General features: G+C 72.1%; 26 protein-coding genes. 11 read left to right on the top strand and 15 right to left on the bottom strand.

Features of this window, described 5'->3' with window-relative positions:
• Positions 1-45: 45 nt before the first annotated feature.
• The 9 genes from FHX40_RS14320 to FHX40_RS14280 all read right to left on the bottom strand — a co-directional run bounded on the left by FHX40_RS14320 (position 46) and on the right by FHX40_RS14280 (position 10,372).
• Complete coding sequence (locus FHX40_RS14320; protein ID WP_142260084.1) at positions 46-747, bottom strand: DUF4191 domain-containing protein; 702 nt, start codon at positions 745-747, stop codon at positions 46-48.
• Between the two features lie 246 nt (positions 748-993).
• Entirely contained in the window at positions 994-1,929 is a 936-nt protein-coding gene (lipA, locus tag FHX40_RS14315) for a lipoyl synthase (RefSeq protein ID WP_142260083.1), read from the bottom strand.
• Between the two features lie 123 nt (positions 1,930-2,052).
• Positions 2,053-2,730 carry a lipoyl(octanoyl) transferase LipB gene (lipB, locus tag FHX40_RS14310; RefSeq protein WP_142260082.1) on the bottom strand — a complete coding sequence of 226 codons (678 nt, stop codon included), beginning with the start codon at positions 2,728-2,730 and terminating at the stop codon, positions 2,053-2,055.
• A 78-nt stretch (positions 2,731-2,808) separates the two neighbouring features.
• Complete coding sequence (locus FHX40_RS14305) at positions 2,809-3,546, bottom strand: Type 1 glutamine amidotransferase-like domain-containing protein (protein WP_142260081.1); 738 nt, start codon at positions 3,544-3,546, stop codon at positions 2,809-2,811.
• 218 nt (positions 3,547-3,764) lie between these two features.
• Complete coding sequence (gene sucB / locus FHX40_RS14300; protein WP_142260080.1) at positions 3,765-5,219, bottom strand: 2-oxoglutarate dehydrogenase, E2 component, dihydrolipoamide succinyltransferase; 1,455 nt, start codon at positions 5,217-5,219, stop codon at positions 3,765-3,767.
• Positions 5,220-5,263: 44 nt separating this feature from the next.
• Positions 5,264-6,655 carry a dihydrolipoyl dehydrogenase gene (lpdA, locus tag FHX40_RS14295; RefSeq protein WP_142260079.1) on the bottom strand — a complete coding sequence of 464 codons (1,392 nt, stop codon included), beginning with the start codon at positions 6,653-6,655 and terminating at the stop codon, positions 5,264-5,266.
• Between the two features lie 102 nt (positions 6,656-6,757).
• Positions 6,758-8,281, bottom strand: coding sequence for a leucyl aminopeptidase (locus tag FHX40_RS14290; protein WP_142260078.1), 1,524 nt, complete (start codon positions 8,279-8,281; stop codon positions 6,758-6,760).
• 196 nt (positions 8,282-8,477) lie between these two features.
• Positions 8,478-9,275 carry an adenosylcobinamide-GDP ribazoletransferase gene (locus FHX40_RS14285; RefSeq protein WP_229788323.1) on the bottom strand — a complete coding sequence of 266 codons (798 nt, stop codon included), beginning with the start codon at positions 9,273-9,275 and terminating at the stop codon, positions 8,478-8,480.
• Positions 9,272-10,372 (bottom strand): bifunctional adenosylcobinamide kinase/adenosylcobinamide-phosphate guanylyltransferase, encoded by a 1,101-nt coding sequence (locus tag FHX40_RS14280; RefSeq protein ID WP_142260077.1) that lies wholly within the window; start codon positions 10,370-10,372, stop codon positions 9,272-9,274. Before FHX40_RS14280 ends, FHX40_RS14285 begins: the two co-directional genes overlap by 4 nt.
• A gap of 124 nt (positions 10,373-10,496) precedes the next feature.
• Here FHX40_RS14280 and FHX40_RS14275 point away from each other — a divergent pair, with 124 nt between their 5' ends.
• Complete coding sequence (locus tag FHX40_RS14275) at positions 10,497-10,703, top strand: hypothetical protein (RefSeq protein WP_142260076.1); 207 nt, start codon at positions 10,497-10,499, stop codon at positions 10,701-10,703.
• 62 nt (positions 10,704-10,765) lie between these two features.
• On the opposite strand, the gene FHX40_RS14270 is transcribed toward FHX40_RS14275, so the two are convergent.
• Entirely contained in the window at positions 10,766-11,773 is a 1,008-nt protein-coding gene (locus tag FHX40_RS14270; RefSeq protein WP_142260075.1) for an aldo/keto reductase family protein, read from the bottom strand.
• Positions 11,774-11,896: 123 nt separating this feature from the next.
• Positions 11,897-12,442 carry a DUF3043 domain-containing protein gene (locus FHX40_RS14265; protein WP_268241017.1) on the bottom strand — a complete coding sequence of 182 codons (546 nt, stop codon included), beginning with the start codon at positions 12,440-12,442 and terminating at the stop codon, positions 11,897-11,899.
• 309 nt (positions 12,443-12,751) lie between these two features.
• Between FHX40_RS14265 and FHX40_RS14260 the strand changes: the two genes are divergently transcribed.
• From FHX40_RS14260 to pspAB, 4 genes are all read left to right on the top strand, one after another.
• The gene (locus FHX40_RS14260; protein WP_211350262.1) at positions 12,752-13,597 is read left to right on the top strand and encodes a PspA/IM30 family protein; all 846 of its coding nucleotides are present in this window, start codon (positions 12,752-12,754) and stop codon (positions 13,595-13,597) included.
• Entirely contained in the window at positions 13,594-13,872 is a 279-nt protein-coding gene (gene pspAA / locus FHX40_RS14255) for a PspA-associated protein PspAA (protein WP_142260072.1), read from the top strand. Before FHX40_RS14260 ends, pspAA begins: the two co-directional genes overlap by 4 nt.
• Positions 13,873-14,008: 136 nt before the next feature.
• On the top strand, positions 14,009-14,920 hold the full coding sequence (gene htpX / locus FHX40_RS14250; RefSeq protein ID WP_142260071.1) for a zinc metalloprotease HtpX: 912 nt from the start codon (positions 14,009-14,011) through the stop codon (positions 14,918-14,920).
• Between the two features lie 5 nt (positions 14,921-14,925).
• The gene (gene pspAB / locus FHX40_RS14245; RefSeq protein WP_142260070.1) at positions 14,926-15,513 is read left to right on the top strand and encodes a PspA-associated protein PspAB; all 588 of its coding nucleotides are present in this window, start codon (positions 14,926-14,928) and stop codon (positions 15,511-15,513) included.
• A gap of 72 nt (positions 15,514-15,585) precedes the next feature.
• Here the strand turns inward: pspAB and nadA are convergent, their stop codons facing one another.
• Entirely contained in the window at positions 15,586-16,740 is a 1,155-nt protein-coding gene (gene nadA / locus FHX40_RS14240) for a quinolinate synthase NadA (RefSeq protein WP_142260069.1), read from the bottom strand.
• A 276-nt stretch (positions 16,741-17,016) separates the two neighbouring features.
• On the opposite strand from nadA, the gene FHX40_RS14235 reads away from it, so the two are divergent.
• Both FHX40_RS14235 and FHX40_RS14230 read left to right on the top strand, forming a co-directional pair.
• A complete protein-coding gene (locus tag FHX40_RS14235) occupies positions 17,017-17,370 on the top strand; it encodes a HesB/IscA family protein (protein ID WP_142260068.1) in 354 nt (117 codons plus the stop codon).
• A gap of 105 nt (positions 17,371-17,475) precedes the next feature.
• A complete protein-coding gene (locus FHX40_RS14230; RefSeq protein ID WP_142260067.1) occupies positions 17,476-18,462 on the top strand; it encodes a carbohydrate kinase family protein in 987 nt (328 codons plus the stop codon).
• Between the two features lie 54 nt (positions 18,463-18,516).
• On the opposite strand, the gene FHX40_RS14225 is transcribed toward FHX40_RS14230, so the two are convergent.
• The 3 genes from FHX40_RS14225 to FHX40_RS14215 form a co-directional block, all read right to left on the bottom strand.
• Entirely contained in the window at positions 18,517-18,960 is a 444-nt protein-coding gene (locus tag FHX40_RS14225) for a CBS domain-containing protein (RefSeq protein ID WP_142260066.1), read from the bottom strand.
• A 151-nt stretch (positions 18,961-19,111) separates the two neighbouring features.
• Positions 19,112-19,378 (bottom strand): sulfurtransferase TusA family protein, encoded by a 267-nt coding sequence (locus tag FHX40_RS14220; RefSeq protein ID WP_142260065.1) that lies wholly within the window; start codon positions 19,376-19,378, stop codon positions 19,112-19,114.
• Positions 19,378-20,514: a cysteine desulfurase family protein gene (locus FHX40_RS14215; protein WP_189136137.1), complete on the bottom strand. Its 1,137-nt coding sequence runs from the start codon at positions 20,512-20,514 to the stop codon at positions 19,378-19,380. The genes FHX40_RS14220 and FHX40_RS14215 overlap by 1 nt, the downstream gene beginning before the upstream one ends.
• Positions 20,515-20,722: 208 nt before the next feature.
• On the opposite strand from FHX40_RS14215, the gene ctaC reads away from it, so the two are divergent.
• From ctaC to FHX40_RS14195, 4 genes are all read left to right on the top strand, one after another.
• Entirely contained in the window at positions 20,723-21,550 is an 828-nt protein-coding gene (ctaC, locus tag FHX40_RS14210; RefSeq protein WP_142260063.1) for an aa3-type cytochrome oxidase subunit II, read from the top strand.
• Positions 21,547-23,220, top strand: a complete 1,674-nt coding sequence (gene ctaD / locus FHX40_RS14205) for an aa3-type cytochrome oxidase subunit I (RefSeq protein ID WP_142260062.1) — start codon at positions 21,547-21,549, stop codon at positions 23,218-23,220. The genes ctaC and ctaD overlap by 4 nt, the downstream gene beginning before the upstream one ends.
• Positions 23,217-23,612, top strand: a complete 396-nt coding sequence (locus FHX40_RS14200) for a cytochrome c oxidase subunit 4 (RefSeq protein ID WP_142260061.1) — start codon at positions 23,217-23,219, stop codon at positions 23,610-23,612. Before ctaD ends, FHX40_RS14200 begins: the two co-directional genes overlap by 4 nt.
• A gap of 227 nt (positions 23,613-23,839) precedes the next feature.
• Positions 23,840-25,078 (top strand): L,D-transpeptidase, encoded by a 1,239-nt coding sequence (locus tag FHX40_RS14195; protein WP_229788320.1) that lies wholly within the window; start codon positions 23,840-23,842, stop codon positions 25,076-25,078.
• Positions 25,079-25,086: the final 8 nt, after the last annotated feature.

The raw sequence follows: 25,086 nt of genomic DNA, 5'->3' as shown, positions 1-25,086 counted from the left end.
CCATCGCGTCGGCGGCGCGGTCAGGGGAAGTCCGGGGGAGATGCGTCAGCGGCCCTTGGGCATGCGCACGCTGCGCGGGATGCGGGCGCCCTTCGGCAGCGGGCCCTTGGGCACGGGCAGCGTCTGGGGGAGCGCCCGCAGGCGGGAGTTGACCTCGGAGACGGCCGGCTTGCGCAGGTTCCGCGGCAGCTTCAGCAGGTGCCGCTGCAGCTTGCGCAGCGGGACCTGGCCCTCGTCGTTGCCGCACTGGATGTCGTACACCGGCACGTCGATGGCGACCCGCTGCACCCGCTTCTTCTCGGCCGCGAGCAGCCGCTGCACGCGGTTCCGCGGGCCCTCGGAGACGAGGATGATGCCGGGATAGCCCACCACCCGGTGCACCACGTCCTGCTCCCGGTTCACCGCGACCGCGGGGGTCACGTGCCAGTTGCCGCGCATGCTCTGCAGCACGGCGGCCGCCGCGCCGGGCTTGCCCTCCAGCAGCGTGTGCTGCGCCTTCTGGGCGAGCTGGCCGAACACCAGCAGCGCCACGGTCATCGCGAGCAGGATCCCGATGACGATCATGTAGACGAGCCAGCTCGTGGCGATGCCGATGAGCACGCACACGAGCAGCGTGCCGAGCGCCGACGCGATGACGATCGGCATGCCCTTCGGGTTGACCTGCTGGATGATCTGGGCGATCAGTTTGAGTTGCTGGATGCGGCCCGGGCGATCTGTGGTCGCGGGGTCGGCGGGCTTCTTCGCCATGTCTCGAAGGATACAAACAGCGGGGTGCGACTGGGAAAACGGCCCGCCTCGGTCACATTTCGGTCGGATCATGGTCCGGCCGTGAACGCCCGGCCGGACCGGGCCTCACGGTCGGCGCGGCCGCGACGGAGACGGGGTGACGCGGGGATCGCCGGGCCGCCGTGCGGGATCGGCGGCGGCGCGGATGGTCACCGATCCCGGTGGCGTGCCACGGGCCCGGAGCGGACCCGGGCGGCGATCCGCGGGTCAGACGGGGTGGATGGCGCGCCGCTCGAGCGCCTGGCGGTACAGGCGGCCCGCGCGGTAGGAGGAGCGCACCAGGGGACCGGACATGACCCCGGCGAACCCCAGCTCCTCGGCCTTCTCGCGCAGCTCGACGAACTCCTCCGGCCGCACCCACCGGGACACGGGGTGGTGCCGCGGGCTCGGCCGCAGGTACTGGGTGATGGTGAGCAGGTCGCAGCCCACCTCACGCAGGTCGCGCATCGCCTCCACGACCTCCTCGGGCTCCTCGCCCAAGCCGAGGATGAGGTTGGACTTGGTCACCATCCCGGCCTCGTGCGCGATGCGGAGCACCTCGAGCGAGCGCTCGTACCGGAAGCCCGGGCGGATGCGCCGGAAGACGCGCGGCACGGTCTCGATGTTGTGCGCGAACACCTCCGGCCTGCTCGAGAACACCTCCTCGAGCCTGGCCCGGTCGGCGTTGAAGTCGGGCACGAGCAGCTCGACGCCGCACCCGGGCACCATCTCGTGGATCTTCCGGGCGGTCTCCGCGTACAGCCACGCCCCGCCGTCCGGCAGGTCGTCGCGCGCGACCCCGGTGACGGTCGCGTAGTGCAGGCCCATCCGGCGCACCGACTCGGCCACCCGGCGCGGCTCGTCGACGTCGTACTCGGCGGGCTTACCGGTGTCGATCTGGCAGAAGTCGCACCTGCGCGTGCACTGGTCGCCGCCGATGAGGAAGGTCGCCTCCCGGTCCTCCCAGCACTCGGAGATGTTGGGACAGCCGGCCTCCTGGCAGACGGTGTGCAGGTTCTGGTCCCTGACCAGCGACCTGATCTCGTTGAAGTTCGGCCCGTTGCGCAGCCGGGTCTTGATCCACTCCGGCTTGCGCTCGATCGGGGTCTGACTGTTTCGGACTTCCAGACGGAGGAGCTTGCGGCCCTCGGGGGAGACGGTCACGCTGCCCTCCTCGTCCGCGCGGTGCTGTCGGTCACCCCTCCAGCCTATGCCCGTTCAGGCATCGGCCCGGCATCGGCCCGCGTCCCGCCGCGCGGGCGCCGGCCGCGGCCGCCCGGCAGGGGGTCACAGCCGCAGCAGGTCCTCCTCCTGGAGCTCGACGAGCTCCACGCCGAGCACTCCCGCGAGGCGCTTCTCGGCGACGGGCGTCACCTCGTCGACGGTGAGGCGCCGACCGGTCTCGGCCGACAGCGAGGTCACCCCGCCGTCCCTGACGCCCCACGGCACGATCCGGTTGTACCAGCTCAGGTCGTTGGCGCAGTTGAGCGCGAACCCGTGCATGGTGACGCCCTTGTGCACCCGGATGCCGACCGCGCCCAGCGCCCGGTCGGGCAGCCCGCTCGCCGGGTCCCCGGGCACCCAGACGCCGCCCACGCCCGGCACCCGGCGCGCGGTGACGCCGAAGTCGGCGCACACCTGGATGAGCGCCTCCTCCAGCAGCCAGACGTAGCGGTTGATGTCGAGCGACTCGGTCAGCCGGATGACGGGGTAGGCGACGAGCTGTCCCGGGCCGTGCCAGGCGATCTTGCCGCCCCGGTCGACGTCGATCACCGGCGTGCCGTCGGTGGGCCGCTCCTCGGGCAGGGTCCGCCGGCCCGCGGTGTACACGGGGGCGTGCTCCAGCAGCAGGCACGTGTCGCCGATCTCCCCGGCGACGCGCCGTTCGTGCACCTTGCGCTGCAGGCTCCAGGCCTGCTCGTAGGGGACGTCCACCCCTAACCGGACGATGGCCAGCTCACTCATGCCGATCTCCACTGGGAGGGGGCTCCTCGGCAGCGCCGCGGGCGCTCCCCGCTGCTCACCGCCCCAGCGTAGAGCAGTTCACCGCTCGAGCAGGCGCGGTTCGATACGCAGCTCCTTCACACCGCCCGAACCGTCACGCTCGATCCGGTACGCGGCGCCCTTGGGGTCGATCGACACCGCCCCCGCGAACTCGGTGCCGACGTAGTGCAGCGCCACGCCCTCGTCCGCGGCGTACCCCTCGGGCAGCTCGCCCGAGGCCACCGACCGGTGCAGCAGCGGCCGCCGCTGCGGCTCGGAGTTGTAGTGCACCCCGCAGGAGTACGGCAGCAGCCCCATGCCGTCGGCCCACGGCCGCAGCTCGGGCCCGAACGAGTCGGTGTTGCCGCCCACGTGCCAGCACAGCGCCCCGGCGCTCTGCCCGGAGAGCACCACGCCGGCCCGCCACGCCTCGGCGAGCGCCTCGTCGATGCCGTGCAGCCGCCACAGCGCCATGAGGTTCGCCACGCTGCCGCCGCTGACGTAGATCACGTCCTGCTCGAGCAGGAAGGCGCGCGGGTCGGGCACGTTCGGCATCGGGAACAGCGCGAGGTGGCTCACCTCGACGTTCCAGCCGCGGAACGCGCCGTACATCTTCAGCAGCCACTCGGAGTCGTCGCCCACCGCGGTGGCGAGCAGGCACAGCCGCGGCCGTTCCTTCCCGGTGAGGTCGAGCGCGTAGCGCAGCAGCCCGGTCGGCTCGATCACCCCGAACCGCGGCGTGGCCCGGAACGAGCCGCCGCCGATCGCCACGATGTGGGACTGCCCGGAAGTGCTCATCACGCCTCCCTCACCGCACCGCCCGGCACATCCGGACCGGTACGGCACCGCCCCGCCACGGCGGCGTGCGCCGTTCCGGCCCCCGCATGGCCTCAGACTCTACCCTGCCGCCGCTCGCGCGCCCGTGGGGTGCGCGAGGGGAACGCGCCGCGGTCCGCCTCCCGGACGCGTCCGGGAGGCGGACCGCCCGCCGCCGCACGGGCGGCGGGGCGCAGGGGTCACTCCAGCCCGAGCTGGGCCTCGAAGCGGCCCTCCTCGAGGCGGCGCTTGATCGTGGTGAGGAACCGGGCGGCGTCCGCGCCGTCCACCAGCCGGTGGTCGTAGGTGAGCGACAGGTAGACCATCGACCGGATCGCGATCACCTCACCGTCCGCCGTGTCGAGCACCACCGGGCGCTTGACCACGGCGCCGGTGCCGAGCATGCCGACCTGCGGCTGGTTGAGGATCGGCGTGTCGAACAGCGCGCCGCGGCTGCCGGTGTTGGTGATGGTGAACGTGCCGCCGGTGATCTCGTCCGGGCTGATCTTGTTGGTGCGGGTGCGCTCGGCGAGGTCGGCGATCTTCCGGGCGAGCCCGGCGAGGTTGAGGTCGCCGGCGTTGCGGATCACCGGCACGAGTAGGCCGCGCTCGGTGTCCACCGCGATGCCGAGGTGCTCGACATCGAAGTAGGTGACCTCGTTCGTCTCGTTGTTGATCGTGGCGTTGAGCTTGGGGTGCTGCTTCAGCGCCTCGACCGCGGCGAGCGCGAAGAACGGCAGGAAGGTGAGCTTCACGCCCTCGCGCCGCTGGAAGTCCTCCTTGGCCCGCTCGCGCAGCTTGGCGATCTTGGTGACGTCGACCTCGACCACCGAGGTGAGCTGCGCGGAGACCTGGAGCGACTCCATCATCCGCTTGGCGATCGTCTGCCGCAGCCGCGACATCTTCTCGGTACGGCCGCGCAGCGTGGTGTCCACCGGAACCGGCTCGGGACCGGCGGCGGGCTGGGCCGCGGGGGCCTGCGCGGGCGCGGCCGGAGCCGCCTGCGCGGCCTGGGCGGCCGCCTCACGCTTGCGCCGGGCCGCCTCGAGCACGTCCTGCTTGCGGATCCGGCCACCGACGCCGGTGCCGGTGATCGTGCTCAGGTCGACGCCGTGCTCGGCGGCGAGCTTGCGCACGAGCGGCGTGACGTACGGCCCCTCGGCGGCCGGAGCGGGCGCCGGGGCGGCCGGCTGCTCGGGCGCCGGAGCCGGGGCCGGGGCCGGAGCGGGGGCGGGCTGCGGCGCGGGGGCCGGAGCCGGGGCCGGCGCGGGCTGCGGGATCGAGGCGATCGGCGGCGCGGCCGGCTCGGGCTGCGGAGCCGGGGCGGGCGGGGGAGCGGGCTGCGGCTCGGGCGCCGGAGCCGGGGCCGGGGCCGGCTCGGCGGCCGGCGCGGCCGGGGCGACCGTACCCTCGGCGGCGTTCGGGTCGATCACGGCGAGTTCGGCACCGACCTCGACCGTCTCGTCCTCCTTGACGAGGATCTTGGTGATCACGCCGGACGTCGGCGAGGGGATCTCGGTGTCGACCTTGTCGGTGCTTACCTCGAGGAGCGGTTCGTCGGCCTCGACGCGCTCGCCTTCCCTCTTGAGCCAGCGGGTTACGGTGCCCTCGGTGACGCTCTCGCCGAGCTGGGGCATCTGTACGGAGACCGGCATGGTGTCCTGTGACTCCTTCTATCGCATGTGGTGTGAGGGCACTTTTAGTCGTGCACGTGGAGCGGCTTGCCGGCGAGGGCGAGCATCGCCTCACCGACGGCCTCGGACTGGGTGGGGTGGGCGTGGATGAGCTGGGCGACCTCGGAGGGCAGCGCCTCCCAGTTGTAGATGAGCTGCCCCTCGGTGACCAGCTCTCCGATGCGGCGGCCGACCATGTGCACCCCGAGCACAGGGCCGTCCTTGGCCGCGACGACCTTGACCGCGCCCTGCGTCTGCAGGATCTGGCTCTTGGGGTTGCCGGCCAGGTCGTAGACGAACTCGGTGACCTCGTAACCGCGCTCACGTGCGGTCGCCGAGGTGATCCCGACCGAGGCCACCTCGGGGTCGGAGTAGGTGATGCGCGGCACGCCGTCGTAGTCGATCGGCGCCGGGTTGAGCCCGGCGATGTGCTCGGCGACCAGGATGCCCTCGGCGAACCCGGTGTGGGCGAGCTGGGGGGTGGGGATCAGGTCGCCGACCGCGTACACCCCCGGCACGCTGGTGCGGCAGTACTGGTCCACCTTAACCGTGCCGCGCTCGATCACCACGCCGGCCTCCTCGTAACCGAGGCCCTCGGTCACGGCGCCGCGGCCGACCGCGACGAGCAGCAGCTCGGCCTCGAGGGTCTCGCCGCCCTCGAGGGTGACGACCACGCCGGTGGCGGTGGTCTTGACGCTCTCGAACCGCACGCCGAGCTTGTAGCCGATGCCGCGCCGGCGGAAGGCCCGCTCCAGCAGCTTCGAGCTCGACTCCTCCTCGGCGGGCAGCAGGTGGGGGAGCGCCTCGACGATCGTCACCTCGGCCCCGAACGAGCGCCAGATGCTGGCGAACTCGACGCCGATCACGCCGCCGCCGAGCACCACCACCGAGCCCGGCACCCGGTCGAGGGTGAGCGCGTGGTCGCTGGTGATGATCCGCTCGCCGTCGATCTCCAGGCCGGGCAGGGTCTTGGGCGCCGACCCGGTGGCGAGCACGATGTTGGCCGCCTCGACGACCTCCTGGTGGCCGTCGCGCGTGACGGCGATCCGGTTCGGCCCGACGAGCCGGCCGAAGCCCTCGATGATCGTGACGCCCCGCGCCTTGATGAGGCCGGTCACGCCCCGGAAGGCACGGCTGACGATCTTCTCCTTGAAGGCGTGCACGGCCGGCATGTCGATGCCCTCGAACCGGGCCTTGACCCCGAACGTCGCGCTCTCACGGGTCTCGTCGGCGACCTCGGCCGAGTGCAGGAGCGCCTTGGTGGGGATACAGCCGCGGTGGAGGCAGGTGCCGCCGATCTTGTCCTTCTCGATCAGCGCCACCCGCTTGCCGAGTTCGGCCGCCCGCAGGGCGCAGGCGTAGCCGCCGCTGCCACCCCCCAGGACCACGACGTCGAAGGGGCCGCTGCCATCAGCCACGGGAATGCTCCTTGTCGGATCTCTGTGCCGCCGGGTGCCGGATCACGGCCTGTCCAACGGCATCTTTTCACTTGTGCGTGCGCGATGTGACGGGCTTGACCCTCACTTCGCGTACCGGGCGGCCAGGCCGATGAGCGTCCGGGTGCCCGCACCGGTGCCGCCCTTGACCGTGTAGCCGTACGGCTCGGTGCGGTGGAACGCGGGCCCGGCGATGTCCAGATGCGCCCAGCGCAGGCCGTCGGGGACGAACTCGCGCAGGAACACCGCGGCGGCGAGCATGCCCGCGACGCGGTCGGGGTGGACGTTGGCGATGTCGGCGACCGCCGAGTCGAGCGACCGGCGCAGCTCCTCGGGCAGCGGCATGCCCCAGGCCGGCTCACCGACCTCGTTGGCGACCGCCACCACCTCGTCGCGCAGCGCGTCGTCGTTCCCCATCACCCCGGTGGTGCGGTTGCCGAGCGCGATGATCTGCGCGCCGGTGAGGGTGGCGATGTCCACGAGCACGTCGGGCGAGTCCTGCGCGGCCCGGCCGAGCCCGTCGGCGAGCACGAGCCGGCCCTCGGCGTCGGTGTTGAGCACCTCCACCGTCTTGCCGCCGAAGGTGGTGAGCACGTCGGAGGGGCGCTGCGCGGTGCCGCTCGGCATGTTCTCGGCGAGGCACAGGTAGCCGATCGCGTTCACCTTCAGCCCCAGCCGCGCGATCCCGATGAGCGCGCCGAGCACCGCGCCCGCGCCGCCCATGTCGGACTTCATCCAGTCCATCGCCGTGGTGGGCTTGAGCGACAGGCCGCCGGAGTCGAAGGTGATGCCCTTGCCGACGAACGCCAGGGTCTTGTCGGCCTCCGGGTGCCGGTAGCTGAGCCGCACCAGGCGCGGGGGCCGGGCCGAGCCCTGGCCGACCGCGACGAGGCCGCCGTAGCCGCCCTCCTTCAGCGCGGTCTCGTCGAGCACCTCGACGCCGAGGCCGGCCGCGGTGCCGCGCTCGGTGGCGATCTCCGCGAACCGCGCGGGCCACAGGTCCGAGGGCGGGGTGTTGACGAGGTCCCGCACGAGCGTGACCGACTCGGCGATCACGGTCGCCCGCCGGACGGCCTCGTCGGCGCCCGCGGCGGAGCCGAGCACGGTCAGCTCCCGCACCGGCGGCTTGTCCTCGTCCCGGGTGCGGTACCGGGTGAACGTGTAAGCGCCGAGCAGTCCGCCGAGGGCGATCGCCTCGGTCTGCTCGGCGCTCGTGGCGGGCAGGGCGAGCGCGACCCGCGCCGAGCCCGCCAGGGAACGGGTCGCGGTGCCTGCGGCGCGCCGCAGCACCTCAAGGTCGTAGGAGCCCTCCTTCGGCGCGTCCCCGAGGCCGACCACGGCGATCAGCGGGACGGGCGCCGCTCCGAGGGTGGGAATCTTGGCGATCTCGCCGGCCTTGCCGGTGACACCCAGTGCGGTGAGGCTCGCGGCGAGCCGTCCGCCGAGGGCCTGGTCGGCGTGCTCGGCGCCGGGCGCCGGCTGCGGCCCGTCGCTTCCGGAGTGCACGCCCACGACGAGGGCGTCGATGTCGCCGGGGAGGGTACCGGACGAGTCGAGGTTCACGGTGGTCACGTAGCCCGATGCTAGCCCTGCTTTGTCCAAGGTCATAAACAGGGGGTGATCCTACCATTGGGCGTTACCGATCATGATCGGTGTGTCGCGGCCCGCGACACCCGGTGCGTCCGGCCACGCGGCGCCCCTCGAACCCGCCGCGAAGGCGTGGTACGGCGTGCCGCGGGGCCCACGTGTCGCCGCCGCGGCCGGACGACGGCGACCGCCGGGCGGCGACGGAGCCCGGTGCGGGTCAGGCGGTGAGCGCGCAGGTGACCAGGGCCGCGGTGACCGCGGCCTCGACGAGCGCGCCGAACACGTCGCCGGTCACCCCGCCGAGGCGGCGCACCGCGTGCCGCCGCAGCGCCCAGGCGAGGCCCAGCCCCGCGGCGATCGCGAGCAGGTGGCGCACGGCGGTCACGCCCCACGCCTCGCCGCCGGGGAGGGTGGCCACGAGCAGCGCCGCCACCGCCGTCGCCGCGGTCGCCGCCGCCGCGGCGGCCGGCCGTACCGTGCCCGCGACGGTCGCGCCGAGCCCTTCGGGCCGGGCGGGGGGCACCTGCGGCAGGCACGCCCAGGTGACCGCGAGCCGCCCGGTGGCCGCGGCGACCACGAGCGCGGCCGGCCCGGCCCGGTCGAGCGCCGCGGCCTGGACCAGCAGCGTGAAGACGAGGGTGAGCACGCCGAACGGCCCGATGTCGGAGCGCTTCATGATGTCCAGGGCCTGCCCGGCCGGTCTGCCGCTGCCGAGGCCGTCGGCGAGGTCGGCGAGCCCGTCGAGGTGCAGGCCGCGGGTGAGCAGCGCGAGCAGGCCGAGCGCGATCGCGGACGCCAGCAGCCCGCCCGCGCCCGTGAACGTTTCCAGCACCGCGCCGGCGAGCGCGGCCGTGCCGCCGAGCAGCAGGCCGACCGCCGGGGCGAACGCCATCGCCCACCCGGCGGTCTCCCGATCCACCCGGGTCACCCGTACCGGCAGCACGCTCAGCAGGCCCACGGCGAGGCGCAGCCCGTCCAGGGCGGCGGGCGGCACCCGCCCCGGGGCGGCCGTCACGACAGCGGGAGGAGGCGCCCGGCGACGACGAGCGCCACCTCCTCCGACTCGGCGGCGAGACGCTGGTTGAGGCGGCCGAGCGCGTCGCGGAACGCCCGGGCGCTCGCGGTGGCGGGCACCACGCCGAGGCCGACCTCGTCGGAGACCGCCACCACCCGGCGCGGCGTGTCCCGCCACGCGGCCACCAGCTCGTCGCAGCGGCGCGTCACCTCGGCCGCGCCCGCCCGCGACTCCCAGGCGCCGCAGGCGTCGAAGACCGCCGCGAGCCACGTGCCCAGCCCGTCGACGAGCAGCGGCGGCCCCTCCTCCCGCAGCAGGCCGGTGACGTCCACGGTCTCCACGGTGCGCCAGTGCGCGGGCCGCCGCTCCCGGTGGGCCCGCACCCGCTCCGCCCACTCGGGGTCGCCCTCCCCGGACGGCCCGGTCGCGACGTACACCACCTCGGGCAGCGCGGCGAGCCGCAGCTCGGCCTCGGCCGACTTGCCCGAGCCGCTGCCGCCGAGCAGCAGGGTGCGCCGCGGCGCCCGGGACACGCCGGCCGCCCCGAGCGGATCGCCGGGAAGCACCTCGGCCTTCGCGTCCCCGCCGGCGAGGACGCGGACCGCCCCGGGCCGCACCTCGAGCACGGTCCCGTCGGGTACGGCGTGCACCCCCCACAGCGCGAGCCGCCGGGCGAGCTCGGCCTCGTCGCCCACCCGGTGGTCGGCCCCGACCGCGACGACCGGCGTGCGGTCGTGCACCACCCCGCGCCGCCGCAGGTCGCCCAGCCGGCCGGGGTCGTCGAGCACGTCGATGAGCACGAGATCGCACGGCGGCGCGGGGTCGCCGCCGTGGCAGGGCTCGGGGAGCGCGTCGCGCGCGGGGGCGTACAGCACCCGGGCGCCGTCCGGGCCGGTCACGGTCCACCCGTCGGCGGTGGCGGCGACCGCGTGCCCGGGCTCGGCGCCGCCGAGGGCTGGGGCGAGGCGCAGCCGGTCGCCCACGACGATCGAGATCGGGCGGCGCAGGCCGGGCGGGACCCGGCCGCAGGAGGCGCAGCGGCAGCCGGGCGCCGGCCAGCCGAGCGGGCCGCCGGTGCCGCGAAGCCGTACCCGCATGCCCCCTTGGCCCCCCGGCGTGTGGTCGGATGTGATCGGATAGGGTCTGCTGCACTCGCCGCACCAGGGCGGCGGCGAACGGAGACCTCGTCACTGAGCAGCGACGTGAGAAGGAGCGTAGAGCATGGCCTGGCGGTGGCGTTACGAGGATGCGCGCGGAGCGGAGATCACCGACCGCTCGCTGCCCCGTGAGCTGTTCTCCAGCCAGGCGGACGCCGAGTCGTGGATCGGGGAGAACTGGCGTGACCTGCTCGCGCAGGGCGTCGAGCAGGTCACGCTGCTGGAGGACGACCGGGTCGAGTACTCGGGGATGTCGCTCCGCCCCGAGTGAGCCGCGCCCTCCCTACCGGAGGCGGGGCGCCGGGCGCCCCGCGACCGTGACCGTCCGCGGGATCACTTCGGCCGGGACGGCGGGCTCATCGCCTTGGTCTTGGCCGGGTCGCGCTCCACGACCGGGCCGAGCACCTCGTCGATCTTCCGCATCACCTCGGCGTCGAGGCGGACGCCGCTCGCCTTGGCGTTGTCGCGGATCTGCTCCGGCCGGCTCGCGCCGACGATCGCCGAGGAGACGTTCGGGTTCTGCAGCACCCAGGCGACCGCGAGCTGGGCCATGGTGAGGCCGAGGTCGGAGGCGATCGGCTTGAGCTCCTGGACCCGGGTGAGCACGTCGTCCCGCAGGAACCGGGAGACGAAGCCGGACCCGTTCGGGTCGGTGGCCCGGGACGCCGGCGGCGGAGGCCGGCCGGGCAGGTACTTGCCGGTGAGCACACCCTGGGCGATCGGGGAGAACACGACCTGGCCGATGCCCTCCTTCTCGCAGAACGGCACGACCTCGCCCTCGATCACCCGCCACAGCATCGAGTACTGCGGCTGGTTCGACACGATCCGGTCGAAGCCCATCTCGTCGGCGATCTTGAGGGCCTGGGCGATCTGGTCCGCGGTCCACTCGCTCACGCCGACGTAGAGCACCTTGCCCTGCCGTACCAGGTCGTCGAAGGCCCGGAGGGTCTCCTCCAGCGGTGTCTCGTAGTCGAACCGGTGCGCCTGGTAGAGGTCGACGTAGTCGGTCCCCAGCCGCCGCAGCGAGCCGTGGATGGACTCGAAGATGTGCTTGCGCGACAGCCCTCGGTCGTTCGGCCCCGGGCCGGTCGGCCAGTAGACCTTCGTGAAGATCTCGATCGACTCGCGGCGCACGCCCTTGAGGGCCTTGCCGAGCACCTCCTCGGCCTTCGTGCCGGCGTACACGTCGGCCGTGTCGAACGAGGTGATCCCCTCGTCGAGCGCCGCGTGCACGCAGGCGATGGCGGCCTCCTCCTCCACCTGGGAGCCGTGGGTGAGCCAGTTGCCGTAGCTGATCTCACTGACCATGAGGCCGCTGCGGCCTAGGTGGCGAAACTCCATGTACCTTTCCCCAACTGCGAGGTGGTCGCTTACCGATCCATCTTCGCACCCGGGATCAGACCGGACGTCCGGGCCACGCCCGCACGCCCGGGCATCCCCGGCGTCGGGACGACGGTACGTGGGTTACCGCTTCTGCGGAACCGGCTTTCCGCCGGGCAGCACGGTCGGCGGGGGGAACCGCAGGCGGCGCACCTGCAGCGCGCGCATCGCCGCGTACCAGCCGACCCCGCGCACGTTCTGGTCGGGGAACCTCTCCTTCGCCAGCCGCTTGACCCGCCACCCGACGTAGATCGTGCTGACCAGCACGCTCACCATCATCAGCGGCCAGATCACGCTGACCACCGCGAAGTAGACGTAGGCGCGGATGTCGGGCTGCAGCGGGATCCACGTGGCGAGCAGGATCACCAGGGAGAACGGCAGGAAGTACTGGCTCACCAGGCGGCGGGAGTCCACCCAGTCGCGGGCGAACCGGCGCACCGGCCCCTTGTCCCGCTCCGGCATGTACCGCTCGTCGCCGCGCGCCAGGGCCTCGCGGATGCGGGCGCGCTCGGCGGCCTGCCGGGCCCGCATCTGCCGGTAGGCCTCCTTGCGGTTCTTCGGCGCGGTCACCGGCTGGCGCCGGCGGCGCTCGGCCTCCCGGCGTTTCGGAGTTGGCCGGCCCTTACCCACGGGTGCCGACTTAGGCTGTTCGGAGGAGGCCGCGCGGGCGGCGTCCTCGGCGGGCGTCTCAGTACGGCGTCGGAACACGTCGTAAGCGTACCGGGGCCGCAACTTGGTGACGCCCCCGTACGTTATGCATAGGGTTACCCTAGGCGGTTCCGTCGTTCATGGGTGGCTTTCAGAGCCGTGGGCGGCCGGTGAGACGGGCGCCCGACGCGAGGGAGCGAGGATGCGAGCGCAGAGAGCCGATGGCCGGCGAGCGAGGCGGCAACCGGGACCGTTGGCGCAGCACGACATAGAAGGGGACGGCCGACGCGCATGAGCGTGATGAAGAGACTTTCCATGATCTTCCGGTCCAAGGCCAACAAGGCGCTGGACCGGATGGAGGACCCGCGCGAGACCCTCGACTACTCCTACCAGCGGCAGCTGGAGCTGCTGCAGAAGGTACGGCGGGGCGTCGCCGACGTCGCGACCTCGCGGAAGCGGGTGGAGCTGCAGATCAACGGCCTGCGGCAGAAGGCCGACAAGCTCGAGGAGCAGGGCCGCAAGGCGCTGAGCATGGGCCGGGAGGACCTCGCCCGGGAGGCGCTCACCCGGCGGGCCGCGCTGCAGAGCCAGATCGCCGAGCTGCAGGCCCAGCACGACAACCTCCAGGCCGAGGAGGAGAAGCTCACCCTCGCGAGCCAGCGCCTCCAGGCGAAGGTCGACGCCTTCCGCACCAAGAAGGAGACGATCAAGGCCACCTACACCGCGGCCGAGGCCCAGACCCGGATCAACGAGGCCCTCAGCGGCATCTCCGAGGAGATGGGCGACGTGGGCCTGGCGATCCAGCGGGCCGAGGACAAGACCGCCCAGATGCAGGCCCGCGCGAGCGCCGTCGACGAGCTGCTCGCGAGCGGCGTGCTCGACGACGTCACCGGCCAGCGGGACGACATCCAGGCCGAGCTCGACCGGCTCGGCGGTGGCATGGACGTGGAGCTGGAGCTGCAGCGCATGAAGGCCGAGCTCGGCCAGGCGCCCGCGCCGCGTGAGGCGCTCGAGCCCGGCCGGCCGGGGCAGCAGGCGCAGCAGGCCCCGCCGCCCGCCCAGCACGGCCAGGCGCCGCCGCCTCCGCCGCCCGCCGCGCCGACCCAGCAGTACCGTCAGCCGGGGGAGGGGCTGTGATCGTACGCATCATGGGGGAGGGCCAGGTCGAGATCGACGCCGCCGACCTCGACGCGCTCAACGCCCTCGACGGCGAGCTGGAGGCGGCGATCGAGGCCGGCGACGAGGCCGAGTTCCGCGCCAAGCTGCACGCGCTGCTCGACAAGGTGCGGCAGGTCGGCAAGCCGCTGCCGGACGACTCGCTGGAGCCGTCCGAGCTGATCCTGCCGCCGGCGGACGCCGCCATGGACGAGGTGCGCGCCATGCTCGGCGACCAGGGCCTGATCCCGGGTTGACGTCCGGGCGCGCCCGGCCGTCCGGGCCCCGGTGCGCCGGGGCCCGGGGCCGGCTGATCGTGTCACAGGGGGAGGCGGACATCCAGGTGTCGGCGTCGCGGGGAACGGCGGCCCGGAGATCGAGGGGGGCGGTCCGATGACGCGGACCCGATACGCGCCCGACCGGGGGCTGACCACCCGCATGACGGTCACGCTGTTCCTGCTCGGGCTGCTGTACGTGGCCTTCGTCGCGGCGCTGGTCGCGCTGGGCGTCCGGGCGATCGTGGTGCTCGCGCTCGCCGCGGGCCTGCTGGCCGTGCAGTACTTCCTGTCCGACCGGATCGCGCTGTTCGCGATGCACGGACGCCTCGTCACCCCGGAGCAGGCGCCGGAGCTGCACGGCGTGGTCGACCGCCTCGCGGCGATGGCCGACATGCCCAAGCCCCGGGTCGCGATCGCGGACAGCGACGTGCCCAACGCGTTCGCGACCGGGCGGAACCAGAAGAACGCGGTGGTGTGCGTCACCACCGGCATGCTGCGCCGGCTCGAACCCGCCGAGCTGGAGGGCGTGCTCGCCCACGAGATGGCGCACATCGCGCACCGGGACGTCGCGGTGATGACGATCGCCTCGTTCCTCGGCATCGTCGCCGGGCTGATGACCCGGATCGCCCTGTACACCGGGTTCGGCGGCCGGGGGAGCCGCAACAACGGGGCGCCGATCGGGCTGATCATCCTGCTCGTGTCCGCCCTCGTCTACGCGGTGAGCTTCCTGCTCACCCGCGCGCTGTCCCGGTACCGGGAGCTCGCCGCCGACCGGGCGGGCGCCCTGCTCACCCAGCGGCCGTCCGCGCTGGCGAGCGCGCTCACCAAGGTCAGCGGGGAGATGGCCCGCATCCCCACCCGGGACCTGCGCGAGGCCGAGCCGTTCAACGCCTTCTACTTCGCGCCCGCGCTGTCCCGGCGCGGCGCGGCGGCCGGCCTCGCGGCGCTGTTCTCCACCCACCCGCCGCTCGAGCAGCGGCTCGCCCAGCTCCACCGGATCGCCGCCGAGCTGGGCCGGGGGGCCTGAGGCCGATGCCCCGCTGGCTCGACATCCTGCTCGGCCGCAGCCGGCCCGCCAAGCCCGACCTCGACGCGCTGTTCGCGCTGCCGTCCGCGGCGGTCACGCTGCGGGCGGCCACCGGCTTCGCGCCCACCGGGACGGGCTCGGTGTGCTTCCGCGCCGTCGAGGGCGGGGCGTTCGCCACGGTGGAGCAGGACATCCGCGCGCTGCTCGGCGTGGCGGGCGGCCCGGCGATCGAGCGCGTCGACGACTCCTACGGCTACACCTGGCTGGTGATCCGCCGCGCCGCGGACGACGTGTCCGCGCTCGTCACCGACCTGCACGCGGCGAACAGCTCGCTGGAGCAGGCGGGGTTCGGCCCGTCCCTGCTCTGCTCGCTGGTGGCGTTCACCGGCACCACGGACCGGTACGGCGCGGACCGCCACGTCGCGCTCGTCTACCTGTACAAGCAGGGCACCTTCTACCCGTTCGCCCCGCTCGGCGGGCAGCGCCGGGACAACGTACTGGAGCTGCAGCTCCGCGGCGTCCTCGCGGACGAGCTCCCCATCGAGCCCGACCTGTCCCGCTGGTTCCCGCTGTGGGGCGCCCCCGGCCTGTGACGAGGCCGCCCCGGACCCGCCGGACCTGACCGCCCGGCGGGCACGGCCTTTTCCCCCGGTGGGCGACGCGGCTCAGGGCAGCGCGAGCATGCGGTCGAGGGCGACCTTCGCCCAGTGCGTGGTCTCGGGGTCGACGACGATCTGGTTGACCACCCGGCCCTCGGCGAGCGACTCCAGCGCCCACACCAGGTGCGGCATGTCGATCCGGTTCATCGTGGAGCACAGGCAGATGCTCCGGTCGAGGAACGAGATCGACTTGTCCGGGTGCTGCGAGGCGAGCCGCTTCACCAGGTTGAGCTCGGTGCCGATCGCCCACGCCGAACCGGCGGGCGCCTCGGCGATGGTGCGGATGATGTACTCGGTCGAGCCGATGTAGTCGGCCTTGGTCACCACCTCGTGCCGGCACTCGGGGTGGACCAGCACGTTGACGCCGGGGATGCGGGCGCGCACGTCGTCCACGGCCTCGGCGGTGAACCGGCCGTGCACCGAGCAGTGGCCGCGCCACAGGATCATCTTCGCGTCCCGCAGCTGCTTCTCGGTGAGCCCGCCGCCGGGCCGGTGCGGGTCGTAGACGACGCAGTCGTCGAGGGAGAGGCCGAGCTGCAGCACCGCGGTGTTGCGGCCGAGGTGCTGGTCGGGCAGGAACAGCACCTTCTCGCCCTGCTCGAACGCCCAGGTGAGGGCGCGCTTGGCGTTCGAGGAGGTGCACACCGCGCCGCCGCGCCGGCCCACGAACGCCTTGATGTCGGCCGAGGAGTTCATGTACGTGATCGGCACGGTCACGTCGGCGACGCCCGCGTCGGTGAGCACGTCCCAGGCCTCCTCGACCTGGTCGAAGGTGGCCATGTCGGCCATGGAACAGCCCGCGGCGAGGTCGGGCAGCACGACCTTCTGCGCGTCGGAGGTGAGGATGTCGGCGGACTCGGCCATGAAGTGCACGCCGCAGAACACGATGTACTCGGCCTCCGGCCGGGCGGCCGCCTCCCGGGCCAGTTTGAACGAGTCCCCGGTCACGTCGGCGAACTGGATGACCTCGTCGCGCTGGTAGTGGTGGCCGAGGACGAACAGCCGCTCGCCGAGCCGTTCCTTGGCCTTCCACGCACGCTCCACCAGGGCGGGGTCGGAGGCGGGCGGCAGCTCTCCCGGGCACTCCACCCCGCGCTCGCAGTGCGGGTCGGAGCTCTGGCCGAGGATGAAGAGCGGCAGCCGAGTCTGAGTGGTCGTCACGACCACACCCCCTTGCGCTTGCGGGACTTATCGTCGAACTGACGACTAATGATGACACACCGCTCGTTGTGATTTATTCCGGGTCGGGCGATCTGTGCGGTACGGCCCGCCGGGCCGGGCATGCCACGCACCGGGCCGCCGCCGGCGGAGTGCGGGCAGGTCGCCCGGATGGCGGACAGGAATGTGTAGCAATCCCCGGGTGTTGGTAGCGTCTAGTAAGGACGTCACAGAGAACCGGCCGCCGGGGGCGGTCGGCGTAGACGCGGGAGTCAGCACATGACCGTTGAGAGCGGCGAGACCACACAGCAGGGGGTCATCCTCACCGAAGCCGCTGCGGCCAAGGTCAAGAGCCTGCTCGAGCAGCAGGGCGAGGAGGGCCTGCATCTGCGTGTCGCCGTGCAGCCGGGTGGCTGTTCGGGTCTCCGCTACCAGCTGTACTTCGACGACCGGAAGATGGACGGCGACATCGTCTCCCAGTTCAACGGCGTGGACGTGGTGACCGACCGGCTGAGCGCGCCGTACCTCAAGGGCGCGACGATCGACTTCGTCGACACGATCGAGAAGCAGGGGTTCACCATCGACAACCCCAACGCCACCGGTTCGTGCGCCTGCGGCGACTCGTTCAACTGACCGGGGACCACGAAGCGATCACGATGACCCCGTCCGGCCGCGGGCCGGAGGGGTCGTCGCGTATTCTTGACCGGTCGCGTTGCTGACAACGAGGAGAATGACCCCGTGCGCATCGCCGTATCCGGTTCCATCGCGACCGACCATCTGATGACCTTCCCCGGTCGGTTCGGCGACCAGTTCGTCGCCGACCAGATGGATCGGGTGTCGCTGTCCTTTCTCGTCGACGACCTGCAGATCCGGCGCGGCGGCGTCGCCGCGAACATCTGCTTCGGCATGGCCTGCCTGGGACTGCGGCCGATCCTCGTCGGCGCGGTGGGCCACGACTTCGACGACTACCGGTCGTGGCTGGAGCGCCACGGGGTCGACTGCGACTCGGTGCACGTGTCGGAGCTGCACCACACCGCCCGGTTCCTGTGCACCACGGACCGCGACCACAACCAGATCGCCTCGTTCTACGCGGGCGCGATGGCCGAGTCGCGGGAGATCGAGCTCGGGCCGATCGCCGAGCGGGTGGGCGGCCTCGACCTCGTCGTGATCGGGCCGAGCGACCCGGACGCCATGCTCCGGCACACCGACGAGTGCCGGCAGCGCGGCATCCCGTTCGCCGCGGACTGCTCCCAGCAGCTCGCCCGCATGGAGGGCCCGGAGATCCGCCGCCTCATCGAGGGCGCGGCGTACCTGTTCAGCAACGACTACGAGAAGGCGCTGATCGAGCAGAAGACCGGCTGGTCCGACGAGGAGGTGCTGGACCGCGTCGGGGTGCGGGTCACCACGCTCGGTCCCAAGGGCGCCCGCATCGACATCAAGGGCGAGCCGTCGCTGCACGTGCCGCCCGCGCCCGAGCGCCGCAAGGCCGACCCGACCGGGGTGGGGGACGCGTTCCGCGCGGGCTTCCTCGCCGGGCTGTCCTGGGGCCTGTCGCTGGAGCGGTGCGCCCAGATCGGCAACCTCACCGCGACCCACGTGCTCGAGCACGTCGGCGGCCAGGAGTACGAGCTGGGCCAGAAGGAGTTCCTCGAGCGGTTCACCGAGGCGTACGGCGCGGAGGCCGCCGCCGAGGTCGCCCGGCACGTGCGCTGCCACTACCCGTGACCGGGGCCGTCCCGGTCGCCGCGGACCGGGACGGCGCGGATGCTCCGGCCTGCCCTACCGCGAGGCGTAGACGCGGTGGACGAACTCGGCGAGCTTGTCCTCCGGCAGGCTCCGGGCGAGGTCGGCCTCGGTGACCATGCCGACGATGCGGCGGTTGTCGATCACCGGCAGCCGCTTGATCTGGTTGCGTTCCATGATCTGCAGCGCCTCGTCCACCGAGGCGTCGGCGGTGACGTACACCAGGCCCTGGGCGAGCTCGCCCGCCGTGGTGGTACGCAGGTCCTTGCCCTCGGCGCAACACTTGATCACGATGTCGCGGTCGGTGACGATCCCCTTGAGCCGGTCGTCCTCGCCGCAGATGGGCAGCGCGCCCACGCCGAGGTCGCGCATCATCTGCGTCGCCTTGAGCAGGCTGTCGTTCTCCCCGATGCACTCGGCGCCCGGGTGCATCATGTCGCGTACGGTGCTCGCACCGGTCGAACCGCTGTGCACGCTCATCTCGTCCCTCCCGACAGTCGATGACGTGTCCCTGCCCCGCTACCCCGGTCCGGACGGGAAATGCCGGGGCGGCGGACGCGCCGGGAGACGCTGCGGGGAGGGTGCGGGGACGGCGCGGGCGTGCGGCGCGCCGCCCCTCGGCGGGCGCGGATCAGTAGTTGCGCCGCACGTGGATCGCCCAGCCGCCGCCGGGCAGCTCGTAGCTGCCGACGTGGGTGTGGGACTTGAGCCGGCACCAGGCCGGCACGTCGTTGTAGGCGGCGGGGTCGTCGGCGAGCACCGCCACCACCCCGCCCAGCGGCACCTGGTTGATCCGCTGCGCGAGCATGATGATCGGGATCGGGCATTTGCGGCCGAGCGCGTCGATGGTCAGCGCGGGCGCGGCCTGCTCCCGGTCGGTCCCGGGCTGCGGACGCATCACGACATCACTCCTGCCTCTTCCCGGATCCGGCGTACCAGCGTCGGGAGGACCTCGAGGAACCGGTCCACGTCCTCCGCCGAGGCGCCTCGTGGCAGTGATACCCGGACGTTGCCATGGGTGAGCACGCCCATCGCCTCCAAAACATGCGATGGACGAAGCGTACTCGCCGTGCAGGAGCTGCCGGACGAGATCGCGAAACCCGCCTTGTCCAGCTCGGTGAGCAGCGCCTCCCCGGCCACGTAGAGGCAGGAGAAGGTGACGATGTGCGGCACCCGCTCCACCGGGTCGCCGACCACCTCCACGTCCGGCACGAGCTCGGGCACGCGGGCGCGGATGCGGTCGACGAGGGCGAACGCCCGCCGGTTCTCCTCCTCGGCCTCCTCCATCCGGGCGCGCAGCGCGGCCACCGCGGCGACGATCGCCGGGACGTTCTCGAAGCCCGGCACCCGCCCGCGCTCCCGCTCGTCCTCGGGCAGCGGGGAACGCCAGCGCACGCCCTTGCGGATCACCAGGATGCCCACGCCCGCGGGGCCGCCCCACTTGTGCGCGCTGCCGGCGAGTAGCGACCAGCCCTCGGGCAGGGGCAGCCGGCCCAGCGTCTGGGCGGCGTCGACGAGCAGCGGCACCCCGGCCCGGCGGCAGGCCTCCGCCACCTGCGCCACCGGCTGCAGGGTGCCGACCTCGTGGTTGGCGGTCTGCAGGCAGGCGAGCGCCGTGCCCGGGGCGGACACCGCCTCCGCGAACGCCTCGGCGTCCACCCGCCCGGTACGGCTCACGCCGACGATCCGCACCTCGCCGCCGTCGCGCTCGTGGGCCTGGGCGGTGTGCAGCACGGCCGAGTGCTCGACCGCGCTCACCACGAGGGTCCGGCCCACCCGGCGGCGGGCGGCGAGCGCGCCGAGCATGCCGATCTGGATCGCCTGCGTGCCCGACGTGGTGAAGGTCACCTCGTCCGGCCGCACGCCCAGCGCGTCGGCCGCGTCGGCCCTGGCCTGGTCGAGCAGCAGGCGGGCCCGGCGGGCCTCGCCGTACAGGCGGGCCGGGTCGGCCCATCCGGCGTCGAGCGCCGCGAGCAGGGCCTCCCGCGCCCGGGGGTGCAACGGTTCGGTGGATGCCGCGTCGAGGTACGCCACCCGTCCATCCTCCCACTCCCGGGCGAACGGCCATCTCAGGGGACCGACATTGCCGGGGGCGAACGGGAGGGCGACCACGGTCCGCGCTAATGTGTCCCGTGCGTGACTGGATGCCATAACTGGATAGGCCGAGAACGCGACTGTAGCGAAACATGAAAGACCGCCCAAGGGAGGGCCTCTTGGGCTTGATCTGTGGGGTAGGCGATCCGTGAGTCCGACCCGCCGTTCGACGCGGCGCAGTCCAGCGGCCCGCTGGGCCAGGTGCGCTGCCGTCCTGGCACTGGTCCCGGTGACCGCGACGGCGTGCAGCACCGAAGAGTGGGCCCGGGGCGCGATGCCGGAGAACATCACAGAGCAGGGCAACCGCGTGCTGAGCCTGTGGCAGGGGTCCTGGGTGGCGGCGCTCGCCACCGGTGTCCTGGTCTGGGGCCTGATCCTGTACGCCTGCATCTTCCACCGGAAGCGTCGGAGGAAGAACGCGGACAGCGAGCTCCCGCCGCAGGTGCGGTACAACCTGCCGATCGAGATCCTCTACACCGCCATCCCGATCGTGATGGTGGCGGTGTTCTTCTACTTCACCGCCCGGGACCAGGACTACCTGCTGGAGAAGTCCGCCAACCCGGACGTGAAGGTCAAGGTGGAGGCGTTCCAGTGGAGCTGGCGCTTCACCACCGAGTACCAGGGCAAGACGGCGACCGTCACCGGCCTGCCGGTGAGCGACTACCGGGAGGGGCCGCAGCTCGTGCTCCCCAGCGGGGGTAAGACCGTGCGGTTCACCCTGGAGTCGAACAACGTGATCCACTCGTTCTGGGTGCCGGCGTTCCTGTTCAAGATGGACGTGATCCCCGGCGTCACGAACGAGTTCGAGGTGAAGACCCTGGACCGCAACGGCGTCTTCGCCGGTCGTTGCGCCGAGCTCTGCGGGCAGGACCACGCCCGTATGCTCTTCAACGTCAAGCTCGTGCCGCAGGCCGAGTTTGAGCAGTACATGAACACACAGGCGACGAACGCCCAGGCAGCCGGGAGTACCCAGTGAGCGCCGCCGAATACTCTCTTCCGCCCGCGGTCGGTGCCCGCCGCGCCCGGGTGGGCACGATCATCGCCAAGTGGGCCTCGTCCACCGACCACAAGGTGATCGGTAACCTCTACCTGATCACCTCGTTCGCGTTCTTCCTGATCGGTGGCGTGATGGCGCTGGCCATCCGCGCCGAGCTGGCCCACCCTGGCCTGCAGCTGCTCACCAACGAGCAGTACAACCAGATGTTCACCATGCACGGCGCGGTGATGCTCCTGCTGTTCGCCACGCCGTTGTTCGCCGGGTTCGCCAACGCGATCATGCCGCTGCAGATCGGCGCCCCGGACGTGGCGTTCCCGCGGCTGAACATGGTGAGCTACTGGCTCTTCCTGTTCGGTGGCCTGATCGCGCTGAGCGCGTACCTCACCCCCGACGGGGCCGCCTCCTTCGGGTGGTTCGCCTACGCGCCGCTGTCGGATGACACGTTCTCGCCGAGCATCGGCCACGACCTGTGGATCATGGGCTTCTCCCTCGCGGGTCTCGGCTCGATCCTCGGTGCGGTGAACTTCATCACCACGATCATCTGCATGCGGGCGCCGGGCATGACCATGTTCCGCATGCCGATCTTCACCTGGAACGTCCTCATCACCAGCCTCCTGGTGCTGCTGGTGTTCCCGGTGCTCGCCGCCACGCTGCTCGCGCTGGAGGCCGACCGCAAGCTCGGCACGCACATCTTCGACCCGAGCTCCGGCGGGCCGATCCTCTACCAGCACCTGTTCTGGTTCTTCGGCCACCCGGAGGTCTACGTCATCGCGCTGCCGTTCTTCGGCATCGCGACCGAGATCATCCCGGTGTTCAGCCGCAAGCCGATCTTCGGGTACGTCGGCCTCGTCGGCGCCACGCTCGCGATCGCCGGCCTGTCGATGGCGGTGTGGGCGCACCACATGTTCCCCACCGGCCAGGTGCTGCTGCCGTTCTTCTCCTTCATGACCTTCCTGATCGCGGTGCCGACCGGCGTGAAGTTCTTCAACTGGATCGGTACGATGTGGCGCGGCCACCTGACCTTCGAGTCGCCGATGCTGTTCACCATCGGCTTCATGGTGACCTTCCTCTTCGGCGGTCTCACCGGCGTCATCCTCGCGTCGCCGCCGCTCGACTTCCACATCACCGACACCTACTTCGTGGTGGGCCACTTCCACTACACGGTGTTCGGCACGGTGGTGTTCGCGATGTTCGCCGGCTTCTACTTCTGGTGGCCGAAGCTCACCGGGAAGATGCTCAACGAGACGCTCGCCAAGTGGCACTTCTGGACGCTGTTCGTCGGCTTCCACACCACCTTCCTGGTGCAGCACTGGCTCGGCGTCGAGGGCTTCCCGCGCCGGTACTCCGACTACTCGGAGGCCGACGGCTTCACCACGCTCAACATGGTCTCCTCGGTCGGCGCCCTGATCCTGGGTCTGTCCACCCTCTTCTTCCTCTACAACGTCTGGCGCACCGCCCGGGTGGGGGAGAAGGTCACGGTGAACGACCCGTGGGGCTACGGCAGCTCGCTGGAGTGGACCACCTCCTGCCCGCCGCCGCGGCACAACTTCCTGTCGCTGCCGCGGATCCGCTCCGAGCGTCCGGCCTTCGACCTGAAGCACCCGCACCTTCCGCCCGAGCAGCGGCCGGAGCTTGAGGAGGTCCGATGAAAATCCAGGGATGGCTGCTGATCGCCATCGGCGTCTTCTTCGCCGCGGTCGACGTGATCTACTGGTTCTGGTCGCGTGAGCCCGCCGGCACCACCGCCCTGGCCATCTCCATCGGCCTGGCCTTCATGATCGGCTACTACCTGCTGTTCACCGCGCGCCGGGTGGGCGACCAGCCCGAGGACGACAAGGAGGGCGAGATCCACCAGGCGGCCGGCGAGGTCGGGTTCTTCCCGCCGCACAGCTGGTGGCCGCTGTTCGTGTGCCTCTCCGCCGCGCTCGCCTTCGTGGGGTTCGTCATCGGCTGGTGGCTGTTCCTCATCGGCGTGGTCGCGGTGGTGTGCACCATGGTCGGCTTCGTGTTCGAGTTCTACCGGAAGAACTTCTCGCACTGATCCGGGGGCACCGCTTTCCGGTCGCGTAACTCCCCACGGGTCGGCCGGCCCGCAGACCAGGCCATAGCGAAGAGGTCCGCCATCGGGGCGGCCGCGGTCCGTCATCGGACCGCCGGCCGCCCCGATGGTGTTTTTTGTTCCCCGGTTCTCCATATGTGGAGCGAGACGCACACGCAGGGGTATAGAGCCAGCACGACGCGTGATCAATCCGGAGCTGGGGGACTCAGGTGCGACACATTTCCGCGTACGGAGCAGGGGCTCTCGTCCTCGCGCTGGCGGCCTCCTGCTCCTCGGCACCGAAGGAGCAGACGGCCGCTCCGCAGCAGGGGCCCGCGGCCGAGATCGTCATCACCCCCGCCGACGGCGCGACACACGTCCGTCCGGACACGCCGATCCTCATCAGCGCCGCGCACGGCACGCTCAGGCAGGTGAGGGTGGAGTCGGGCGGCAAGCCCGTCCAGGGCCGGATGAGCGCGGACCGCACGCGCTGGCGCAGCCTGCGCAACATGCTGCCGGGCCGTACCTACCGGGTGGAGGCGGTGGTCGCCACGCCCGGCGGGGAGACGCGCCGGACCAGCACGTTCACCACGGTGCCCGCCACCCAGACGTTCGGCATCACCGACCTGCTCCCGAAGAAGGAGATCACCGGGGACACGGTCGGCGTGGGCATGCCGATCATGATCACGTTCGACCGGCCGATCACCGACCGGGTCTCGGTCGAGCGCAGCCTGCGGGTGCTCACCTCCAAGCCGGTCACCGGGAGCTGGCACTGGTTCGACGACAAGACCGTGCACTACCGGCCCAAGCGGTTCTGGCCGGCGGGCACCAAGGTCCGCGTCGAGGCGCTGCTCGCGGGCACACCCGGCGGCGACGGGCTGTACGGCGACCGCGACTACGTGCGGGAGTTCCGCATCGGCCGGTCCCAGATCAGCACCGTGGACGTGCGCACGCACCACATGACGGTTGAGCGCAACGGGAGGGTGATCCGCGTCATCCCGGTGAGCGCGGGCCGGGGCGGCGTGCGCAAGTACCACACCACGAACGGCGTCCACCTGGCGATGTCCCGCGAGGACGTCACGATCATGACCTCGCCGGACGCGGCCCCCGGGCAGCCGGGCTACTACCGGCTCACCGTGTACGACACGGTGCGCATCTCCAACAGCGGCGAGTACATCCACGGCGCGCCCTGGTCGGTGGGCTCGCAGGGGCGGGCGAACGTGAGCCACGGCTGCGTGAACGTGAGCCCGGCGAACGCCAAGTGGTTCAAGAACCACACCCTGATCGGCGACCCGATCATCGTGAAGGGCTCGCCGCGGGAGCTGGAGCCGACCAACGGCTGGGGGCACTGGCAGCTCGCCTGGCGGCAGTGGCTCAAATGGAGCGCTCTGCGCATCGCTGCCGTGACGGAGCCCTTCCCGGGTAGTCAGCACCCACCGGCGGCCGCGCAGGCCCCCACGGAGTCCTGAGGGCCGTA

This window comes from Thermopolyspora flexuosa, assembly GCF_006716785.1.
Classification (GTDB): Bacteria; Actinomycetota; Actinomycetes; order Streptosporangiales; family Streptosporangiaceae; genus Thermopolyspora; species Thermopolyspora flexuosa.
This window is presented reverse-complemented; position numbering and strand designations above follow the sequence as displayed.

What these genes read in the sequence shown, in the direction of transcription:
- FHX40_RS14235 (WP_142260068.1), top strand. Translation starts at nt 17,017, where the DNA reads ATGACCGTTGAGAGCGGCGAGACCACACAGCAGGGGGTCATCCTCACC.
- FHX40_RS14275 (WP_142260076.1), top strand. Translation starts at nt 10,497, where the DNA reads ATGGCCTGGCGGTGGCGTTACGAGGATGCGCGCGGAGCGGAGATCACC.
- FHX40_RS14220 (WP_142260065.1), bottom strand. Translation starts at nt 19,378, where the DNA reads ATGCGTCCGCAGCCCGGGACCGACCGGGAGCAGGCCGCGCCCGCGCTG.
- FHX40_RS14260 (WP_211350262.1), top strand. Translation starts at nt 12,752, where the DNA reads ATGAGCGTGATGAAGAGACTTTCCATGATCTTCCGGTCCAAGGCCAAC.
- lipB (WP_142260082.1), bottom strand. Translation starts at nt 2,730, where the DNA reads ATGAGTGAGCTGGCCATCGTCCGGTTAGGGGTGGACGTCCCCTACGAG.
- sucB (WP_142260080.1), bottom strand. Translation starts at nt 5,219, where the DNA reads ATGCCGGTCTCCGTACAGATGCCCCAGCTCGGCGAGAGCGTCACCGAG.
- FHX40_RS14270 (WP_142260075.1), bottom strand. Translation starts at nt 11,773, where the DNA reads ATGGAGTTTCGCCACCTAGGCCGCAGCGGCCTCATGGTCAGTGAGATC.
- FHX40_RS14290 (WP_142260078.1), bottom strand. Translation starts at nt 8,281, where the DNA reads ATGACCTTGGACAAAGCAGGGCTAGCATCGGGCTACGTGACCACCGTG.
- FHX40_RS14200 (WP_142260061.1), top strand. Translation starts at nt 23,217, where the DNA reads ATGAAAATCCAGGGATGGCTGCTGATCGCCATCGGCGTCTTCTTCGCC.
- FHX40_RS14280 (WP_142260077.1), bottom strand. Translation starts at nt 10,372, where the DNA reads ATGCGGGTACGGCTTCGCGGCACCGGCGGCCCGCTCGGCTGGCCGGCG.
- pspAB (WP_142260070.1), top strand. Translation starts at nt 14,926, where the DNA reads ATGCCCCGCTGGCTCGACATCCTGCTCGGCCGCAGCCGGCCCGCCAAG.
- htpX (WP_142260071.1), top strand. Translation starts at nt 14,009, where the DNA reads ATGACGCGGACCCGATACGCGCCCGACCGGGGGCTGACCACCCGCATG.
- FHX40_RS14320 (WP_142260084.1), bottom strand. Translation starts at nt 747, where the DNA reads ATGGCGAAGAAGCCCGCCGACCCCGCGACCACAGATCGCCCGGGCCGC.
- FHX40_RS14225 (WP_142260066.1), bottom strand. Translation starts at nt 18,960, where the DNA reads ATGAGCGTGCACAGCGGTTCGACCGGTGCGAGCACCGTACGCGACATG.
- FHX40_RS14305 (WP_142260081.1), bottom strand. Translation starts at nt 3,546, where the DNA reads ATGAGCACTTCCGGGCAGTCCCACATCGTGGCGATCGGCGGCGGCTCG.